This window comes from Heyndrickxia sp. NPDC080065 (assembly GCF_050281185.1).
In the GTDB taxonomy this organism is placed as follows: Bacteria; Bacillota; Bacilli; order Bacillales; family Bacillaceae_C; genus Heyndrickxia.
Genome location: NZ_JBNNWS010000014.1, coordinates 61,744 through 78,658 on the forward strand (window position 1 = coordinate 61,744; position 16,915 = coordinate 78,658).

The 16,915-nt window shown below is 34.8% G+C and carries 13 protein-coding genes and 1 other annotated feature; of the genes, 7 read left to right on the forward strand and 6 right to left on the reverse strand.

Annotated elements, in window-relative coordinates:
* The first annotated feature begins 197 nt into the window (after positions 1-197).
* The 3 genes from ACQKP0_RS17435 to lepB all read left to right on the forward strand — a co-directional run bounded on the left by ACQKP0_RS17435 (position 198) and on the right by lepB (position 3,226).
* Positions 198-1,274: a bifunctional 3-deoxy-7-phosphoheptulonate synthase/chorismate mutase gene (locus ACQKP0_RS17435; RefSeq protein ID WP_427407099.1), complete on the forward strand. Its 1,077-nt coding sequence runs from the start codon at positions 198-200 to the stop codon at positions 1,272-1,274.
* Between the two features lie 202 nt (positions 1,275-1,476).
* Positions 1,477-2,475 carry a catabolite control protein A gene (ccpA, locus tag ACQKP0_RS17440; RefSeq protein ID WP_427407100.1) on the forward strand — a complete coding sequence of 333 codons (999 nt, stop codon included), beginning with the start codon at positions 1,477-1,479 and terminating at the stop codon, positions 2,473-2,475.
* Between the two features lie 202 nt (positions 2,476-2,677).
* Positions 2,678-3,226 (forward strand): signal peptidase I, encoded by a 549-nt coding sequence (gene lepB / locus ACQKP0_RS17445; protein WP_427407101.1) that lies wholly within the window; start codon positions 2,678-2,680, stop codon positions 3,224-3,226.
* A gap of 169 nt (positions 3,227-3,395) precedes the next feature.
* Here lepB and ACQKP0_RS17450 read toward each other — a convergent pair whose 3' ends face one another.
* The 3 genes from ACQKP0_RS17450 to ACQKP0_RS17460 are packed head-to-tail and all read right to left on the reverse strand — an operon-like array spanning position 3,396 to position 5,899.
* Complete coding sequence (locus ACQKP0_RS17450; RefSeq protein WP_427407102.1) at positions 3,396-4,568, reverse strand: acetoin utilization protein AcuC; 1,173 nt, start codon at positions 4,566-4,568, stop codon at positions 3,396-3,398.
* Entirely contained in the window at positions 4,568-5,215 is a 648-nt protein-coding gene (locus tag ACQKP0_RS17455; RefSeq protein WP_427407103.1) for an acetoin utilization AcuB family protein, read from the reverse strand. The genes ACQKP0_RS17450 and ACQKP0_RS17455 overlap by 1 nt, the downstream gene beginning before the upstream one ends.
* A 51-nt stretch (positions 5,216-5,266) precedes the next feature.
* Positions 5,267-5,899 carry a GNAT family N-acetyltransferase gene (locus tag ACQKP0_RS17460; RefSeq protein WP_427407104.1) on the reverse strand — a complete coding sequence of 211 codons (633 nt, stop codon included), beginning with the start codon at positions 5,897-5,899 and terminating at the stop codon, positions 5,267-5,269.
* A 287-nt stretch (positions 5,900-6,186) separates the two neighbouring features.
* Here ACQKP0_RS17460 and acsA point away from each other — a divergent pair, with 287 nt between their 5' ends.
* Positions 6,187-7,905, forward strand: coding sequence for an acetate--CoA ligase (gene acsA, locus ACQKP0_RS17465; protein WP_427407105.1), 1,719 nt, complete (start codon positions 6,187-6,189; stop codon positions 7,903-7,905).
* A 146-nt stretch (positions 7,906-8,051) separates the two neighbouring features.
* Here acsA and refZ read toward each other — a convergent pair whose 3' ends face one another.
* On the reverse strand, positions 8,052-8,687 hold the full coding sequence (gene refZ, locus ACQKP0_RS17470; protein WP_427407106.1) for a forespore capture DNA-binding protein RefZ: 636 nt from the start codon (positions 8,685-8,687) through the stop codon (positions 8,052-8,054).
* A gap of 198 nt (positions 8,688-8,885) precedes the next feature.
* Between refZ and ACQKP0_RS17475 the strand changes: the two genes are divergently transcribed.
* Positions 8,886-9,365, forward strand: coding sequence for a GAF domain-containing protein (locus ACQKP0_RS17475; RefSeq protein ID WP_427407107.1), 480 nt, complete (start codon positions 8,886-8,888; stop codon positions 9,363-9,365).
* A gap of 198 nt (positions 9,366-9,563) precedes the next feature.
* Here ACQKP0_RS17475 and ACQKP0_RS17480 read toward each other — a convergent pair whose 3' ends face one another.
* On the reverse strand, positions 9,564-10,979 hold the full coding sequence (locus tag ACQKP0_RS17480) for a sensor domain-containing diguanylate cyclase (RefSeq protein WP_427407108.1): 1,416 nt from the start codon (positions 10,977-10,979) through the stop codon (positions 9,564-9,566).
* Positions 10,980-11,383: 404 nt separating this feature from the next.
* Here ACQKP0_RS17480 and rpsD point away from each other — a divergent pair, with 404 nt between their 5' ends.
* Positions 11,384-11,986 carry a 30S ribosomal protein S4 gene (gene rpsD, locus ACQKP0_RS17485; RefSeq protein ID WP_427407109.1) on the forward strand — a complete coding sequence of 201 codons (603 nt, stop codon included), beginning with the start codon at positions 11,384-11,386 and terminating at the stop codon, positions 11,984-11,986.
* A gap of 83 nt (positions 11,987-12,069) precedes the next feature.
* On the opposite strand, the gene tyrS is transcribed toward rpsD, so the two are convergent.
* Positions 12,070-13,329, reverse strand: coding sequence for a tyrosine--tRNA ligase (gene tyrS, locus ACQKP0_RS17490; protein WP_427407110.1), 1,260 nt, complete (start codon positions 13,327-13,329; stop codon positions 12,070-12,072).
* Between the two features lie 48 nt (positions 13,330-13,377).
* Positions 13,378-13,599 (reverse strand) — a binding site (T-box leader).
* A 127-nt stretch (positions 13,600-13,726) separates the two neighbouring features.
* On the opposite strand from tyrS, the gene ACQKP0_RS17495 reads away from it, so the two are divergent.
* A complete protein-coding gene (locus tag ACQKP0_RS17495) occupies positions 13,727-16,597 on the forward strand; it encodes a transglycosylase domain-containing protein (RefSeq protein ID WP_427407111.1) in 2,871 nt (956 codons plus the stop codon).
* The last annotated feature ends 318 nt before the right edge of the window (positions 16,598-16,915 follow it).

Genomic DNA, 16,915 nt, shown 5'->3' on the forward strand with positions numbered 1-16,915 from the left:
ACAAATTGTGGCTTTTCGTAAATAGCAACAAAGTTTAAGAAAAGAGCCTTTTGAAAACATTCACCGTCTTTGAATTTATTCATAAAATACTTTATCACTTAAAAGCGTTTAATTGTTAAAGTTTTTTAGTGACATTTTTCAACCAATGGATTATAATTATTCAAAATTGCAATTTGATGCTAGAGAGGATGGAAGGTATGGGAAATCAAGAGCTTGATCAATTACGGAAGCAGGTTGAGGAAATAAATTTAAAATTATTAGCATTAATTAATGAAAGAGCTCAGCTAGTTCAGGAAATTGGACGAGTTAAAGAAACCGGCGGTGTTAATCGTTATGACCCAGTCCGTGAGAGAATGATGCTTAATATGATAAAGGAAAATAATAATGGTCCCTTTGAAGATAAAACGGTTGAACATATTTTTAAAGAAATTTTTAAAGCAGGGCTAGATCTTCAACAAGATAATCATCAAAAAGCACTCCTAGTTTCTCGTAAAAAGAAGCCTGAAGATACGATTATTAATATTAAGGGTGAAGCGATTGGTGACGGAAACCCTCACTTTGTTTTTGGACCTTGTGCAGTGGAATCATATGAACAAGTTGCACAAGTCGCACAATCCGTAAAATCAAAAGGATTAACCTTATTAAGAGGAGGAGCTTATAAACCTCGTACTTCACCTTATGATTTCCAAGGACTTGGTGTAGAAGGCTTGAAAATTTTAAAACAAATTGCAGATGAATTTGGTTTAGCCGTTATTAGTGAAATTGTTTCACCAGCGGATATTGAAAAGGCTGTAGATTATATAGATGTCATTCAAATTGGAGCAAGAAATATGCAAAACTTTGAATTACTTAAAGCAGCAGGTTCGGTTAAGAAACCAGTTCTATTAAAAAGAGGAATTGCCGCTACGATAGATGAATTTATCAATGCAGCTGAGTATATCATGTCACAAGGAAATGGAGAGATTATTCTTTGTGAACGTGGAATAAGGACTTACGAAAGAGCAACTCGTAATACATTAGACATTACAGCAGTACCAATATTGAAACAAGAAACTCATTTACCGGTATTTGTTGATGTAACCCATTCAACTGGAAGAAGAGATCTATTATTACCTGCAGCAAAAGCAGCACTTGCAATCGGGGCTGACGGTATTATGGCAGAAGTACATCCAGATCCAGCGGTTGCCCTCTCTGATGCAGCGCAGCAAATGGATTTAGATCAATTTGATAAATTTTATAAAGAATTGCAATCTACTCAACCAGTTAAAGCTTAATTCTTCTAAAAAACCTTCTGTAAATCACAGAAGGTTTTTAAATGGATGAAAAAGTGTTGTCAATTTCGTGTATTTCATTGCAGGAAATTGTTGTCTATCGTATGATAAAGTATAATACATATTTTCACTGTAATGTGATTAGAAATGTAATGACTGATAAAAACTAAAGATATATCTGTCAGTAATGGAGTGTGAAGTATCAATGAATATAACGATTTATGATGTAGCACGTGAGGCAAATGTTTCTATGGCTACTGTATCAAGGGTTGTAAATGGTAACCCGAATGTAAAACCAGCAACAAGAAAAAAAGTTAATGAGGTAATTGAAAGACTAGGATACCGCCCGAATGCGGTTGCTCGTGGTTTAGCAAGCAAGAAAACAACTACAGTTGGAGTAATTATCCCTGATATATCAAATATTTTCTTTGCTGAGTTAGCAAGAGGAATTGAAGATATTGCAACAATGTATAAATACAATATAATTTTAAGTAATTCAGATCAAAACAAAGAAAAAGAGTTACATTTGTTAAATACAATGCTAGGTAAACAAGTGGACGGTATTGTATTCATGGGTGGAAATATTACGGAGGAGCATGTGGTAGAATTTGAGCGGTCTCCGGTTCCGATTGTTTTAGCAGGTTCGGTTGAACCATTCAACAAAATCCCATCGGTTAATATTAACTATCGCCAAGCAACTTATGATGCAATCACGGAATTTATTGAAAGAGAGCATAAGCATATTGCTTTTGTTATTGGTCCAAAACATGATCCAATTAATTCAGAACAAAAACTTGAGGGTTATAAAGAGGCCCTAGAAAAAGCGGGAATCCCATATAATGAGGAATATGTGATTGAAGGCGATTATACTTATGACTCTGGAATAGAAGCATGGCAAAAACTAAGCACCTTACCAAATAGGCCAACAGCTATTTTGGTAGGAAATGATGAAATGGCATTAGGAGTTATACACGGGGCACAGGACGAAGGAATAACTATCCCTGATCAAGTAGAAGTTATAACATCTGATAACACTCGTTTAGCTTTAATGGTTCGTCCACAGCTGACATCTGTGATTCAACCACTTTATGATATGGGCGCGGTTGCTATGCGCCTTTTAACTAAATATATGAACAAGGAAAAGGTGTCGGAAAATATCGTTATTCTTCCACATCGAATTGAGCATCGAAGTTCGACAAAGTAAATAATAGAAATACATGCCTTTTGATAAAAAATATCGAGAGGCATATTTTTTAGTTTGTACCTATAATATTTTTAACTGATAACCTTTATAAAAGAAAATTGATACATGACATTATTTCTGATAAGCTAAATATGAGGAATAAGATATAAATTAAACAATAATATTATTTAGTATATGAGGACCAAAAGGATGTGAAGTAGTTTTGGGGAAAGATTCAAAAAAAGAACTTTTTTCTTGGATTAAATCTATTTTACTTGCGGCTATAATCGTTTTTGTTTGCAGGTATTTTGTGTTTACTCCATCCATTGTTGTAGGACAATCAATGGAGCCAAATCTTCAAGATGGAAATAGAATTATTGTTAGCAAGTTAAGTGATATAAAACGGTTTGATGAAATTGTTTTTCACGCACCAGATGAAGATGAACACTATGTAAAAAGAGTCATCGGTTTACCTGGAGATCATATTGAAATGAAAAATGATGTGTTATACATTAATGGTAAGGCTTATCAGGAACCTTACTTAAAAGAAAAGAAAAAAGAAATTGCCCCTATGCAAAAGTTAACCGAAGATTTTACTTTAGAAGAATACACTCAGAAAAAGAAAATACCTAAAGGTTATCTATTTGTTTTAGGGGATAATCGTCTAGTAAGTAAAGACAGCAGAAGTTTTGGTCTAATCCCAATGGATTCGGTGATCGGAAAAGTAAAAGTACGATTCTGGCCATTTAATGAAATCAAGGTATTTAAATAAGAAGGTTTTATTAATAATTATTGTTGATACAATTGCCTATAGGAAATGCGTGAAGCGATTTATATATGGAGTATAACTAGCTTGAACGCATAGCCAACAGGACTTTTTTAGAAACAACAACATTTTTTAACAAAGCCAATAAGAAAAATAGTCCTCATTGATAAGAGGACTATTTTTTTGTAGTGTTTTTTTGCTGTTGAATGAAATGCAATACCCTTTCAAGATTTTTTCGGTTTTTTTCTGTTATCTCTTGTTTCCTTGGAATCGGTTTATACATATCATTTGGATCTTCCCATGTTGTTGCTATTGGAATAGGTGCTTTTGACTTCCAATTGTTTACCCATGTAGGAGGCAATTCCCCAGATACACTTGGAAAATTAATCATTTCTAACCAAATGTGTGACCACGCTCTCGGTACAACCCTCCATATATCATATCCACCACCGCCAACTGCGATCCATTTTCCATCACAGTATTGATGGGCAAGCTCATGTGCAATCTTCGGGATTTCTTTGTATATATTGATAGTCGCAGATAAATGGGTGAGCGGGTCATAATAATGGGCATCAGCCCCATTTTGAGTCAGAATAATATCTGGTTTAAAATAATTTGCTACTTCCCATACAGACTCCTTATAGCATTCTAGCCATGATTCATCTTCTGTAAAAGCATCTAAAGGTATATTAAACGAAAAGCCATAACCTTTTCCGTTTCCCCATTCATTTACATTGCCTGTACCTGGAAATAAATATCTTCCTGTTTCATGAATTGAATAAGTACAGACTGATTCATCATCATAAAATGACCATTGGACACCATCACCATGGTGTGCATCTGTATCAATATAAAGAACTCTTGCATGATACTTTTCTTGCAAATATTTGATTGCTACCGAACTATCATTATAGATGCAAAAACCTGATGCTTTCCCTCGAAATCCATGATGAAGCCCGCCGCCAAGATGAACAGCATGTTTACTCTTATCCGTCATTACATGATCTACAGCAGTAAGTGTTCCTCCGACTAAAAGGGCACTAGCTTCATGCATACCTGTAAAAATGGGTGTATCTTCCGTTCCTAATCCATAGTTTTCTGCAATATCTTCCGCTAGCATTCCAAGTCCCGCTTTTTTGACAGCTTCAATATATGCAGGATCGTGGATTAAACGAAGTTCTTCATCTGATGCAATACGAGGAGAAATGATGTCATCATTACTAATTGCCCCAATCTCTTTTAATAAATCAAGTGTCAGAGTTAGACGAAATTGGTTAAAAGGATGGTTCTTGGAAAAACGATAAGAAAGTAATTCATCTGAATAAATAAAAACAGCATCCTTTGTCATTATGACATACCTGGCATATTTGGCCATAGAACTTGATGGCCTTTTTCTTCAAGATGTTTAATTACACGGATCGGATTCATTGTTTTGATTCTAAATACTAGAATTTTTGAATGCTGATCTTTCTTATCAGGGTATACAAGAACACTATGGACATTTACATTTAATTGACTAAAAATACTTGTTATTTCATGAAGAATTCCGGTTCGATTCGGGACTTTGATTTCAATTTGGGATCCAGGTTGATTCGCACCTGTCAACTCAACCATTGTTCGCAAAATATCTGTACCAGTAATGATGCCCACTACTTTTTGATGAAGAACAATTGGGAGGCATCCAATACGATGTTCGTATAATAAGCCTGCTACTTCTTCAACAAAATCTAAAGGATGCCCAAATATTACATCTGTTTTCATGATTTCCTTAAGTGGAATATCAAGTTCTTTTTTTAGATGCTCGTTTTCGAAAAAGGGTGATGGTGATGCATCCTTAATATCGCGTTCTGTTACTAGTCCAATTAGATGGCGTTCTTGATCGATAATGGGGATATGGCGAATTTTTCTTTCTCTCATTAATATAAGGGCAGAATGTATTGTATCATCCGCATATAAAGTGGCCACATCCGTCTTCATAATTTCTTCAATTACCACAAAAACCAACCCCTTTTAGGTAATTTACCAATCCAATCTCTAACCTTTAAATTAATACATAAATCGATTCATAAATCGTAATTGGTCGAATTTTTGAATAGAATCATTGTCAATTCTTTTGCCAATCTTGGCCATCAGACAATTAGCTGGGTGGGAGCTTATTTCGGGATCATCAGTTGCAAACCATTCTAACCCGCCTGCACCCATCATTTTTTCCATTACTTTTCGATACTCCCAAACATTTAAGCCTGTTCCTTTTAAATCCCAATGCCAATAATATTCCGTAGTTATGATTATATAATCTTCCATGGCATCGTCCATCATAGAGACTTTTATTAAGCTTTTACCTACTGAACATCCTCTATATTTCGGAATGACCTCAATTGCACCGAGCTCTATTAAATTCTCCATCTTTCCTTGTGACCATCGCTCCAGAGGATCTGGATATAAATATGTAACATATCCAACAATGGTATTATTTTCTCTAGCAATAATAATTCTACCTTCAGGTAAATCAGCGATCTCTACTAATGCTTTATGCTGTTGTAAAGGTGGGCGAAAGGCAATCAAATCTTTGTGAAATTCAAGACTTGATAATTGGTCAGAAGGAATAGGTCCTTCGATAATTAAATTGCCTTTAGTTGTCTTTAATTCCATGGCATTATATATTCTCACATGCTCCATTTTGCCACCCCTAATACTATTTTCTAAAGCTATTATACATGATGGATTGTTATTCTCTAAATAATAAATCGAATTTTTTGTATATTTATCGAGTGGCTTTGTTAATTATTGTTCAAATAATGTCTGGGGAGTATAATGCTCAGCTAGTTATCATTCGTCTGGAAATAGCTTCTGTCAATTTCAATAAAAACTAATTTCAAAGTTTTACGAGAAAATAAAAATTTTTGTGAAATCTTTTATTTTATACTATAATAATAGAGTGAATATTTGAAAAAGGGGGATTTGCAATGAAATTGGGAGCGCTATCACCTATTAAGGGAAATTATAATCTACAAAGTTATGAGGATACTTACAGTACCTTTGATTGGAAGGATACAGAAAAAGCTTTTTCATGGTTTGAAACAGGGAAAGTAAATATGGCTTATGAAGCAATTGATCGTCATGTAAATACATACCGTAAAAATAAGGTAGCCCTTTATTATCGGGATGAAACAAGAAATGAAAAATATACATTTAAAGAAATGAAGGAGCTTTCGGACAGAGCGGGCAATCTTTTTAAATCGCATGGGAATGTGGAAAAAGGGGATCGGGTGTTTATTTTTATGCCGCGTTCACCAGAGTTATACGCGGCAGCCCTCGGAGCTATTAAAGTAGGAGCAATCATCGGACCGCTATTTGAAGCGTTTATGGAAGGTGCTGTTAGGGATAGATTAGAAGATAGTGAAGCAAAGGTTTTAGTGACTACACCTGAGCTTGTTAGCCGTGTTCCTGTGGATCAGCTGCCAGCATTGAAAACAATTTTCTTAGTGGGGTCAAATATAGAAGAAAGTGACAAATATATAGACTTTCTAAAGCATTTAAAAACGGCATCTAAGGAATTAGAAATAGAATGGGTAGATAGAACGGACGGCTTAATCCTTCATTATACATCAGGATCGACTGGGAAACCAAAGGGTGTTCTTCATGTCCATAATGCGATGATTCAACAATATCAAACAGCTAAATGGGTGTTAGACCTACAGGAAGAAGATATTTATTGGTGTACAGCAGATCCAGGGTGGGTTACAGGTACTTCTTATGGAATGTTTGGCCCTTGGTTAACTGGAACATCTAATGTTATTGTAGGTGGGCGTTTCAAGCCGGAAGATTGGTATAAAACCATTGAAGATTTTGGAGTAACTGTATGGTATAGTGCACCAACTGCGTTTCGTATGTTAATGGGTGCAGGCGATGAGATTATTAAAAAATTTAATTTGGATTCCTTGCGACATGTTTTAAGTGTAGGTGAACCACTTAACCCTGAAGTAATCCGTTGGGGAATGAAGGTATTTAATAAACGAATCCATGATACATGGTGGATGACGGAAACAGGTGCACATTTAATCTGTAACTATCCTTGTATGGAGATAAAACCAGGTTCGATGGGGAAACCGATTCCTGGTGTTGAAGCGGCCATCGTCGATGATCAAGGAAATGTTTTACCGCCGAATCGTATGGGGAATTTAGCAATTAAAAAAGGATGGCCTTCTATGATGCATGCGATTTGGAATAATCAAGCAAAATATGAATCCTATTTCTTGCCAGGCGGTTGGTATGTTTCAGGAGATTCCGCCTATATGGATGAGGATGGATATTTTTGGTTCCAAGGCCGAGTCGATGATGTCATCATGACTTCTGGGGAACGTGTAGGACCATTTGAAGTTGAAAGCAAATTATTAGAACATCCGGCAATCGCTGAGGCAGGAGTTATTGGCAAACCTGATCCTGTACGTGGTGAGATTATAAAAGCCTTTGTTGCTCTAGTAGATGGTTATAATGAATCAGATGAGCTAAAAGAAGAAATTCGTCAGTTTGTGAAAAAAGGTCTTGCAGCACATGCGGCCCCTAGAGAAATTGAGTTTCGTGATAAACTGCCAAAAACAAGAAGCGGTAAAATTATGCGTCGTGTCTTAAAAGCATGGGAATTAAATTTACCAGCTGGAGATCTATCAACAATGGAAGATTAAAAATATACAAAAAAGCCCGTTTGAATTATTCGGGCTTTTTGTATGCTAATAATTGAGTTTTATTTAGAAAAGTGTAAAGGAACTAGGTTTATCGTGAAGGATTTATTTTTAATATGAAAGAATGCTTCGAAACATCAATAGAGATTTCAAATTGGAATATTTACCATTTTCGTTTTTTGAAGTAGTCCAGCATCAATCCAATCATCTATATGCTGATAATATTTTTCTACAAAATAACGATCTTGAGGGAAAATATTCCACACTTCTCTTAAATATTGTCCATTTAGAAATGGCATTGTGAGAAGACTTTTTAGTTGAATAATCAAAAAGCTGATATCGCTAATAGAATAGGTGTTTTCTTGAATTGCCGCTTCAATTAATTTTTTGTATAAAAATCTTTCCTTCATCAAATAGGATGAAGTAATTTCTCTTACAATCTGTGAATCAAGAGACACCTCTCTCCAAACTAACCTCGACAGCAAATGGTTGTTACTCTGAAAAGATAATATTTTATAAACTGCTCTCTTTAAACAATAGTCCGGTCGCTCGTATGCTAATAAACTTACTTCTTCCTCTAAATAAGTAAGATAAGCCTCAAAAAAAAGAACGAGACATTTCTCTAGCAGACCTTGTTTACCTTCAAAATAATAGGAAATATTTGCAGGATTCACTTTTGCCTTTTTGGCAATATCTCTAATTGATGTTCCATCATAGCCTTGGATATTAAATAATGAAATGGCTGCCTCAATAATCGTTTCCTTAGTAGACACCTTCACTTTCATCTAAAATCCCTCATTTCAATTTCTTTTGCTTGATTAATAGAATCATTTATGCTAAAAGTAATTCAAGCATATAAAAATATCTCTTTAATTATTTCTCGATTTAGTTTAGTTTCCCTTTAAGTAAATATCGACAAGATCTTTAAAAAAAGACAAGGATCTACAACTTTAGTAAATATTTGTTGAGTTAGGGTGATAATGATGTTTCATTCGACAGCATATGAAGGAACACAAGAGGAAAAATACAATTTATTAAAAAAACAACTAAAAGCATTAGTTGAAGATGAACCTAATCGAATAGCCAATTTAAGTAATGCTTCTGCATTATTAAACCAATTTTTGGATCGAATCAATTGGGTTGGTTTTTATTTAATGGATGGGGAAGAGCTTGTATTAGGTCCATTCCAAGGGCTTCCAGCATGTGTGCGCATTCCTTTAGGAAAAGGAGTTTGTGGAACAGCAATACAAGAAAGAAAAACATTAAGGGTAGCAGATGTGAATGAATTTCCAGGACATATAGCTTGTGACGCTGCTTCACAATCAGAAATTGTTGTTCCTATTATCAAAAACAACACATTAGTCGGTGTTCTTGATATTGATAGTCCTGAAAAAAATCGTTTTGATGAGACCGATGAAATTCAATTAAATGAATTTGTAGAAATTTTAAAGAAATACCTCTAATAACAAATGCGTAAGCGCCTTGATCAGCCCCGACAAGCAAATAACCTTTCACCATTGAAGTCCGCTCTTTGACTTCCTTTGGAAAGTCCAAATGCCGACTTTCCTCGGTGAAAGGTTATTTGACCTCGAGGGGCTAGGCGCTGGAGCTGGATGTAGAATAACAAAGAGCCTCCAAAATTGGAGGCTCTAAATAATTTGTTAATTATCTTCTTTTACCACAACTTGATTTTTTCCTAATTCTTTTGCATGATAAAGACCTGTATCAGCACGATTAAAGAGACTCCTAAAATCATCTTTTCTTTTTTTATTCCAATAGGATACGCCACAGGAAACTGTGATTTGTGGACTAGTATGGAGATAAACAGCCTCTAATAATCTATTGGCTACTTGTGTTCCGACATTTAAAGAGACTCCTGGAAGATAAATAGCAAGCTCTTCTCCTCCCCATCGGGCACCAATGTCAGTAGTACGAATATTTTGTTGAATTAGCTTTGCAACTTGAATAAGAATTTCATCCCCAATTTGATGGCCATATGTATCATTTACCTCTTTAAAATTATCGATATCTAAAAGTATAAACGTACCTTCCTCATCCTTTTGCATAGAGTGTTGTATTTGATTATTAAGAAAATTTTTTTCGAAAAGCTGTGTTAAATGATCCGTTATAACCATCTTTTCTAATTCTTCTCTTAGCATGGAATTGGTAACTGCCAATGTTGAGTGATGGATCAGTGATTGGAACAATTTATACATATCGAAGGTAAAGTAATACGGTTGTTCATGTAAAACAACACAGAACCCCTTTAAGGTATTCCCTTCCAGCATTGGCACTGCCATTAAAGAAGCATAAGAAAAGGACTCGTCATTCAAAAGATTCCCTAAATTACTATAATAAAGAGATTCTTTTTTCTTTCGAATATTGTCAGTGATAAATTCTATACATGCTTTCCCAGCAGTGCAGTGGAAGAAACTGCTGCTTTCTTTCAAAATAGAGATTTCATCATAATTTATCAAAACAAATCCTATGTTAGAGACACAAAAGGATTTTAATATTTGGGCTTTAAGAAATTGTAAGGTCTCATCTAATTTAGAGAAAGAATTTAATCGATGTGAAGTATCATTAATAAGCTGTAAATCCGCTATTAATCGTTGTGATTGTTCGTATAATTTGGCATTTTCCAACGCACTTCCTGCTGTAATCGCTAGTAATCTAATGAACTCCTCTTCACTGTTTTGAAAAATAACTGTAGAAAATGATATTACTTGAAGTATACCGTATACTCCTTGTTTACCACATAATGGAGCATATAAAATGGTTTGATTGCAAGAAAAATTTTTGTCGATGCGAATTTCTCCAGTAACAAAAGATTCCATTATTACATCATCTGCAAGATCAAATTGAAATTCTTTAATAGGTAAATTTTTATCATGGTTTGTATCATTTGAAAGCAATAAAGTATATTCAAAATGTGGAAATACCCTCCTAAGGGTTTTTATTATCTCGTCTAATACAATATCTACATTCATTGAAGAATGGAACTTTTCGGTTACACGAAATAACTCTTTGAATTTTTTTTCTTCATTTATAATGTTAGAAAGCTTACTTATGTCCATATGTAATCACCTATCATTAGTAGTTTGCAAATAACTAGTATTGATACATTATACCTATGTGATTTTAGGAATATAGTACTATTATACTATATATTAGCATTTTTTGTATAAAATTTACTAAAATATAATAATTGTTGTACGGTATATTCTATTGACTTTATCTTTCTAAGGACATATAATGAAGTTTGTGTAAAATAATGCAGCCTTTGCGGACAACTTTATGATCGTATTTTGTTCCCATTTTAGATTTCATATTAGAAGTTTCTAACCTCTAATATCTAGAATGAGGTGTATCGCGTAACCCTCTGCTGCTAGGGCGATGGTACATGAAAACATCATACACTTAATTTTTGTTCACACCTGTTTTTATTTTACAAAATAAAAACATAAAGGAGGAGTCTTAAATGGCTCGTTATACTGGTCCAAGTTGGAAATTATCTCGTCGTCTTGGCATTTCACTTAGTGGTACTGGTAAGGAATTAGAAAAACGTCCTTATGCACCTGGACAACATGGTCCTAACCAACGCAAAAAACTTTCTGAATATGGTCTTCAATTGCAAGAGAAGCAAAAGCTTCGTCACATGTATGGTGTAAATGAGCGCCAATTCCATAACACTTTCGTGAGAGCTGGAAAATTGAAAGGTAAACATGGTGAAAACTTCATGATTCTTCTTGAATCACGTTTAGACAACCTAGTATACCGTCTTGGGTTAGCTCGTACTCGCCGTCAAGCTCGTCAGCTTGTTAACCATGGTCATATTCTTGTTAATGGAAAACGTGTTGATATTCCATCATACCGCGTAGCACCTGGTCAAACAATCGGTGTTCGTGAAAAATCTCGTAACTTATCAATCGTCAAAGAAGCGATCGAAGTAAATAACTTCGTTCCTGAATTCCTTACATTTGATGCTGATAAACTTGAAGGTACATTCACACGTTTACCAGAACGTTCTGAATTACCAGCTGAAATTAACGAATCATTCATCGTTGAGTTCTACTCTCGTTAATTTTTCAAAAAACACTTGCGATTATGCAAGTGTTTTTTTGATCAAAAAAAATAAAGACGAACCAAGATTGGTTCGTCTTTATTTTAATATCTAATTAAGAAGTATTTCTTTTTCCCTCTTCTAATTATTGTAAACTGACCTTCGATTCGATCTTGTTCGGAAATCATATATTGTACATCTGTGTTTCGATCCCCGTTAATATAGATCGCTCCATTTTGAATATCTTCACGTGCTTGGCGTTTCGAAGGAGAAATTTTTGCTTCTACCAATAAATCAACAAGTCCAATTTCTTTATTATTGTTGTAATCAAATGAAGGAACATCTTTAAATCCTTGTTTGATTTCGTCAGCGGATAATTCCTTTACCTCGCCGCTGAAAAGGGCGTCGGTAATTTTAATCGCCTGCTTTAAGGAATCATCTCCATGTATTAAGCGAGTCATTTCTTCTGCTAATGCTTTCTGTGCTTTACGTAGATGCGGTTCTTCCTCAACTGATTTTTCAAGTGCTTCAATTTCCTCGCGGGATAGGAATGTAAAATATTTAAGATATTTAATTACATCAGCATCAGCAGTGTTAATCCAAAACTGATAGAATTCGTATGGTGATGTTTTAGCTGGATCCAGCCAAATCGCACCACTTTCTGTTTTTCCAAATTTTGTTCCATCTGCTTTAGTAACAAGTGGAATCGTTAGACCGAAGGCTTTTGCACCATCTGAAGTCATTTTACGAATCAGCTCTAAACCTGTTGTAATATTTCCCCACTGATCACTTCCACCGATTTGCATTTTACAATTATGATTTTGATATAGGTGATAGAAGTCAATAGCTTGTAAGATTGTATAAGTGAATTCAGTAAATGATATTCCTGTTTCAAGTCTTGAAGCAACCGTATCCTTCGCTAACATATAATTGACACCAATGTATTTTCCATAATCACGTAAGAACGTAACTAAATCCATCGTACCATCCCAATCATAGTTGTTTACCATGATTGCACCATTTTCGCCTTCAAAATTGAAAATATGCTCAAGCTGATTCTTAATACAACTTACATTATAGTTAACCGTATCTAATGTTTGCAGCTTTCTCTCTTCTTTTTTTCCACTTGGATCGCCAATTAATCCTGTCGCTCCACCAACAAGGACAATCGGACGATGGCCTTCTTGTTGAAATCTTCGTAATGTAAGAAATGGAAGTAAGTGACCAATATGCATACTATCTGCTGTTGGATCAACTCCACAATATAGTGAAATTTTTTCTTTATCTAATACTTCTTTAATACCTTCTTCATCGGTTTGCTGGTAAATAATACCTCTCCATTGTAAATCTTCTAATAAACTCATTTCATTCACTCCTATCCAATAAAATAAAAAAGTCCCTTCGTATAAATACGAAGGGACGATTATGCATCGTGGTACCACCCAACTTGAGAAAAGCAAAACTTTTCTCCACTCAACTTCTATAACGGGTTCTCCGTTTACTGCTACTATTATTATTCACAGTAAAAGCTCCAGGACGTAATTCATCTAAACTATTTGTGCCGATTTTCACCGAACATCGACTCTCTAAGTAACAGGGATAGTTTGACTACTTCTTCCTCTCTAAGCCATTCACTATTTAAACTTAATCTATTCTACACACATTTAAAATTAATTGTCAAATGATTTCAGAAAAATAATGATTTTAGTATTTCAATATTCAATTTATGCTATAATGAATTTGATTTTGAGGGGGTATTTGATGGGTGGAAAAATGAATAGATTATTAGGAATTTTCAAGGAATCATTATTTGTTTTTCAAAATGAAAAGTTACAAAAAAATTCAAGAATTACTTTCGGAGTTATTTGGAATTTAATATTAATATTTTTTATCTTGATTGTTATAGGCGGCTTCTTTGCAGGAGGTGTAGCTGCAGGATATTTTGCCGCATTAGTAAAAGACGAACCAATTCGTCCATATACTAAAATGAAAAAAGATATATACAATTATGAAGAAACTTCACAGCTCTACTTTGATAATAATGTTTATTTAGGAAAGGTAAAATCCGATTTAGAGCGTGAAGAAGTAAAAATTGCTAATGTCTCAAAATATTTAAAAGATGCCCTTATTGCTACCGAGGATAAATATTTTTATGAGCATGACGGCATTGTTCCGAAAGCACTGTTTCGTGCTGTATTTCAAGAAGTGACTAATTCCTCAACCCAAACTGGAGGAAGTACACTCACACAGCAAATTATTAAAAATCAAATCTTAACAAATGAAGTATCTTTTGATCGGAAAGCAAAGGAAGTGTTATTGGCACTTCGTTTAGAAAAGTTTTTTAAGAAGGATGAAATTTTAGAAGCCTACTTAAATGTCTCTACGTTTGGAAGAAATTCTTCCGGTCAAAACATCGCTGGTATTGAATCGGCAGCAGAAGGTATTTTTGGAGTTTCAGCGAAAAAATTAAACTTAGCTCAATCTGCTTTTATTGCCGGTTTACCGCAAAGTCCTTTTATGTACACACCTTTTACGAATGAAGGAAAGTTAAAAAGCAAAGAGGGCTTAGAACCTGGAATTAATCGGATGAAGCTCGTCCTTAGCCGTATGCATGAAAACGGTTATATTTCAGAGCAGCAATATGAAAAAGCTGTAAAATATAATATCGTGAAGGATTTTATCAAACCACAAAAAAGTCCAAGAGAAAAATACCCTTGGCTAACTTATGAAATTGAAGATCGTGCTAGAAACGTTATGGCCATAATATTAGCAGAAAAAGATGGTCACAAAGAAAAAGAATTAAATAAAAATAAAAAGTTATATGAAAAATATATAACCCTTGCAGACCGTGATATCCGGCAAAATGGCTATTCCATCCATACAACGATCAATAAAAAGATGTATGATCAAATGCAAAAAGTGAAAGATGAATTTAATGGATATGGTCCAAATAAAACGGTGACTAGAATTAATAAAAAAACTGGTGAAGAAGAATCGATTGTCGAGCCAGTACAAATAGGCGGTATATTAATAGAGAATAAAACTGGAAAAATTCTAAGCTTTGTAGGTGGTAGAGACTTTAAAAAAGAACAGATAAATCACGCTACACAAACCCGAAGATCGAATGGATCTACGATGAAACCATTACTAGTGTATGCACCCGCAATGGAAATGGGTGTTACATCACCCGGAACCGTCATTGCTGACTCGGATACTGGGATAAAAAACAATGGCAGAGCATGGCCAACTAATTTTTCAGGGAGATATTATGGTCTCGTAACAACACGAGAAGCTTTAGCGAAATCACATAACGTAACAGCCGTAAAAGTCTATCAGAGAATAGTTAATCAAAGGCCTGCACAATATCTAGCGAAAATGGGATTTTCAGATCTAGTACCTGTTGACTACGAAATCCTTTCAGCTGCCTTAGGAGGTTTAACTGAAGGAGTAACAGTGGAAGAAGATGTTAATGCTTATACAACCTTTGCGAATGATGGTCAATTTATTGATGCGTATTTAATCGATAAAATAGTGGATAAAGATGGAAAAACGATTTATAAGCATAAAGTAAAGCCAGTCAATGTATTCAGCCGCCAAACTTCTTATTTAATGTTAGATATGATGAGGGATGTATTTAGATATGGTACGGCTGCAAGTGTTCCAAACATGCTTAAATTTTCTACGGATTGGGCTGGGAAAACAGGAACGAGTAATGACTATAAAGACTCATGGCTCATTGGTTCTAATCCAAATGTCACGTTTGGTACTTGGATCGGCTATGATACTCCAAGTAGTCAAGTCCCAGGATATGATCAAAGGAACTATGCAATTTGGAGTAAACTCATCAATTCTGCCTATGATGTCGATCCAAAATTAGTTGCTCCTACAGAACGTTTTAAAATGCCAAGCGGGATTGTTCAACGCTCCTTCTGTGCGATATCGGGAATGCTGCCTTCTGAAGGCTGCTCTAATGCTGGTTTAGTAAGAACTGATTTATTCAATGCAAAATATGTACCAACTGAAACAGACAATAGTTTAATTCAAGGTAAATTTGTAACAATAAATGGGAAAAAATATTTAGCCCTTGATTCAACACCTGCAGAATTTTCGGAGGCTGGATTGATTTTAAATCCTGATTTTGTTAAAAAGATTTCAAGAGGCAATAACATTGATCCCGATCAAATAATTCCAAAAGATAATCCTCTTTGGAAAAAAATTCTTGCACCAGAAGATAAAATAAGTGATGATGGCAAAGCACCATCTCCAGTCAAACTATCTGTCTCAGGTACTACTATTTCATGGACGGCATCAGCAAGCAATGATGTTATTGGATATCGTATCTTTAGTAGTGGCGGTAAAAAAGTAGGTTCTATTAAAGCTGATACTAATTTATCTTTTACTCCGGGAAATGGAGAATTTTATGTAGTAGCAGTAGATATTGCTGGGAAACAATCAAGTCCTTCTAATGGAGTGAAAATTGGAGTTAATGATCCAAAGCAAGAAGAAAAGCCCGATAAAGAAAAGCCTGATAAAGATAAACCTAATAAAGAAAAGCCTGGAGATAACTCTGGTGATAAAAATGATGACGGCAAAAATTCTGGGGAAAATGGTAATTCTACAGGAAAGCCTTAATTAGAGAGATTAATTAATAATTTCATAATGTGAATTTACAAAGGTTGCACCAAAAGATCAGTAAAATTAGATCTTTTGGTGCAACCTTTTTTATGGTTTATGAAATATTAAAATATTCGCAATGTGGATAACTTTATAAAGAGCGAGGTTTACGTCTAGCGCAAGCAGCCGTCGGCTAGCGGATTTCTCCGTCTCCTCCCTACGATAAGTCAACATCGGCTCGAGAACTATCTCACCGTGTTTCCTTTATCTCAGTCGAAGACTACGAAATCCGTACGCTAGAGCTGCGGCGCTTGCGCTTTTGTTCATAATAATGAT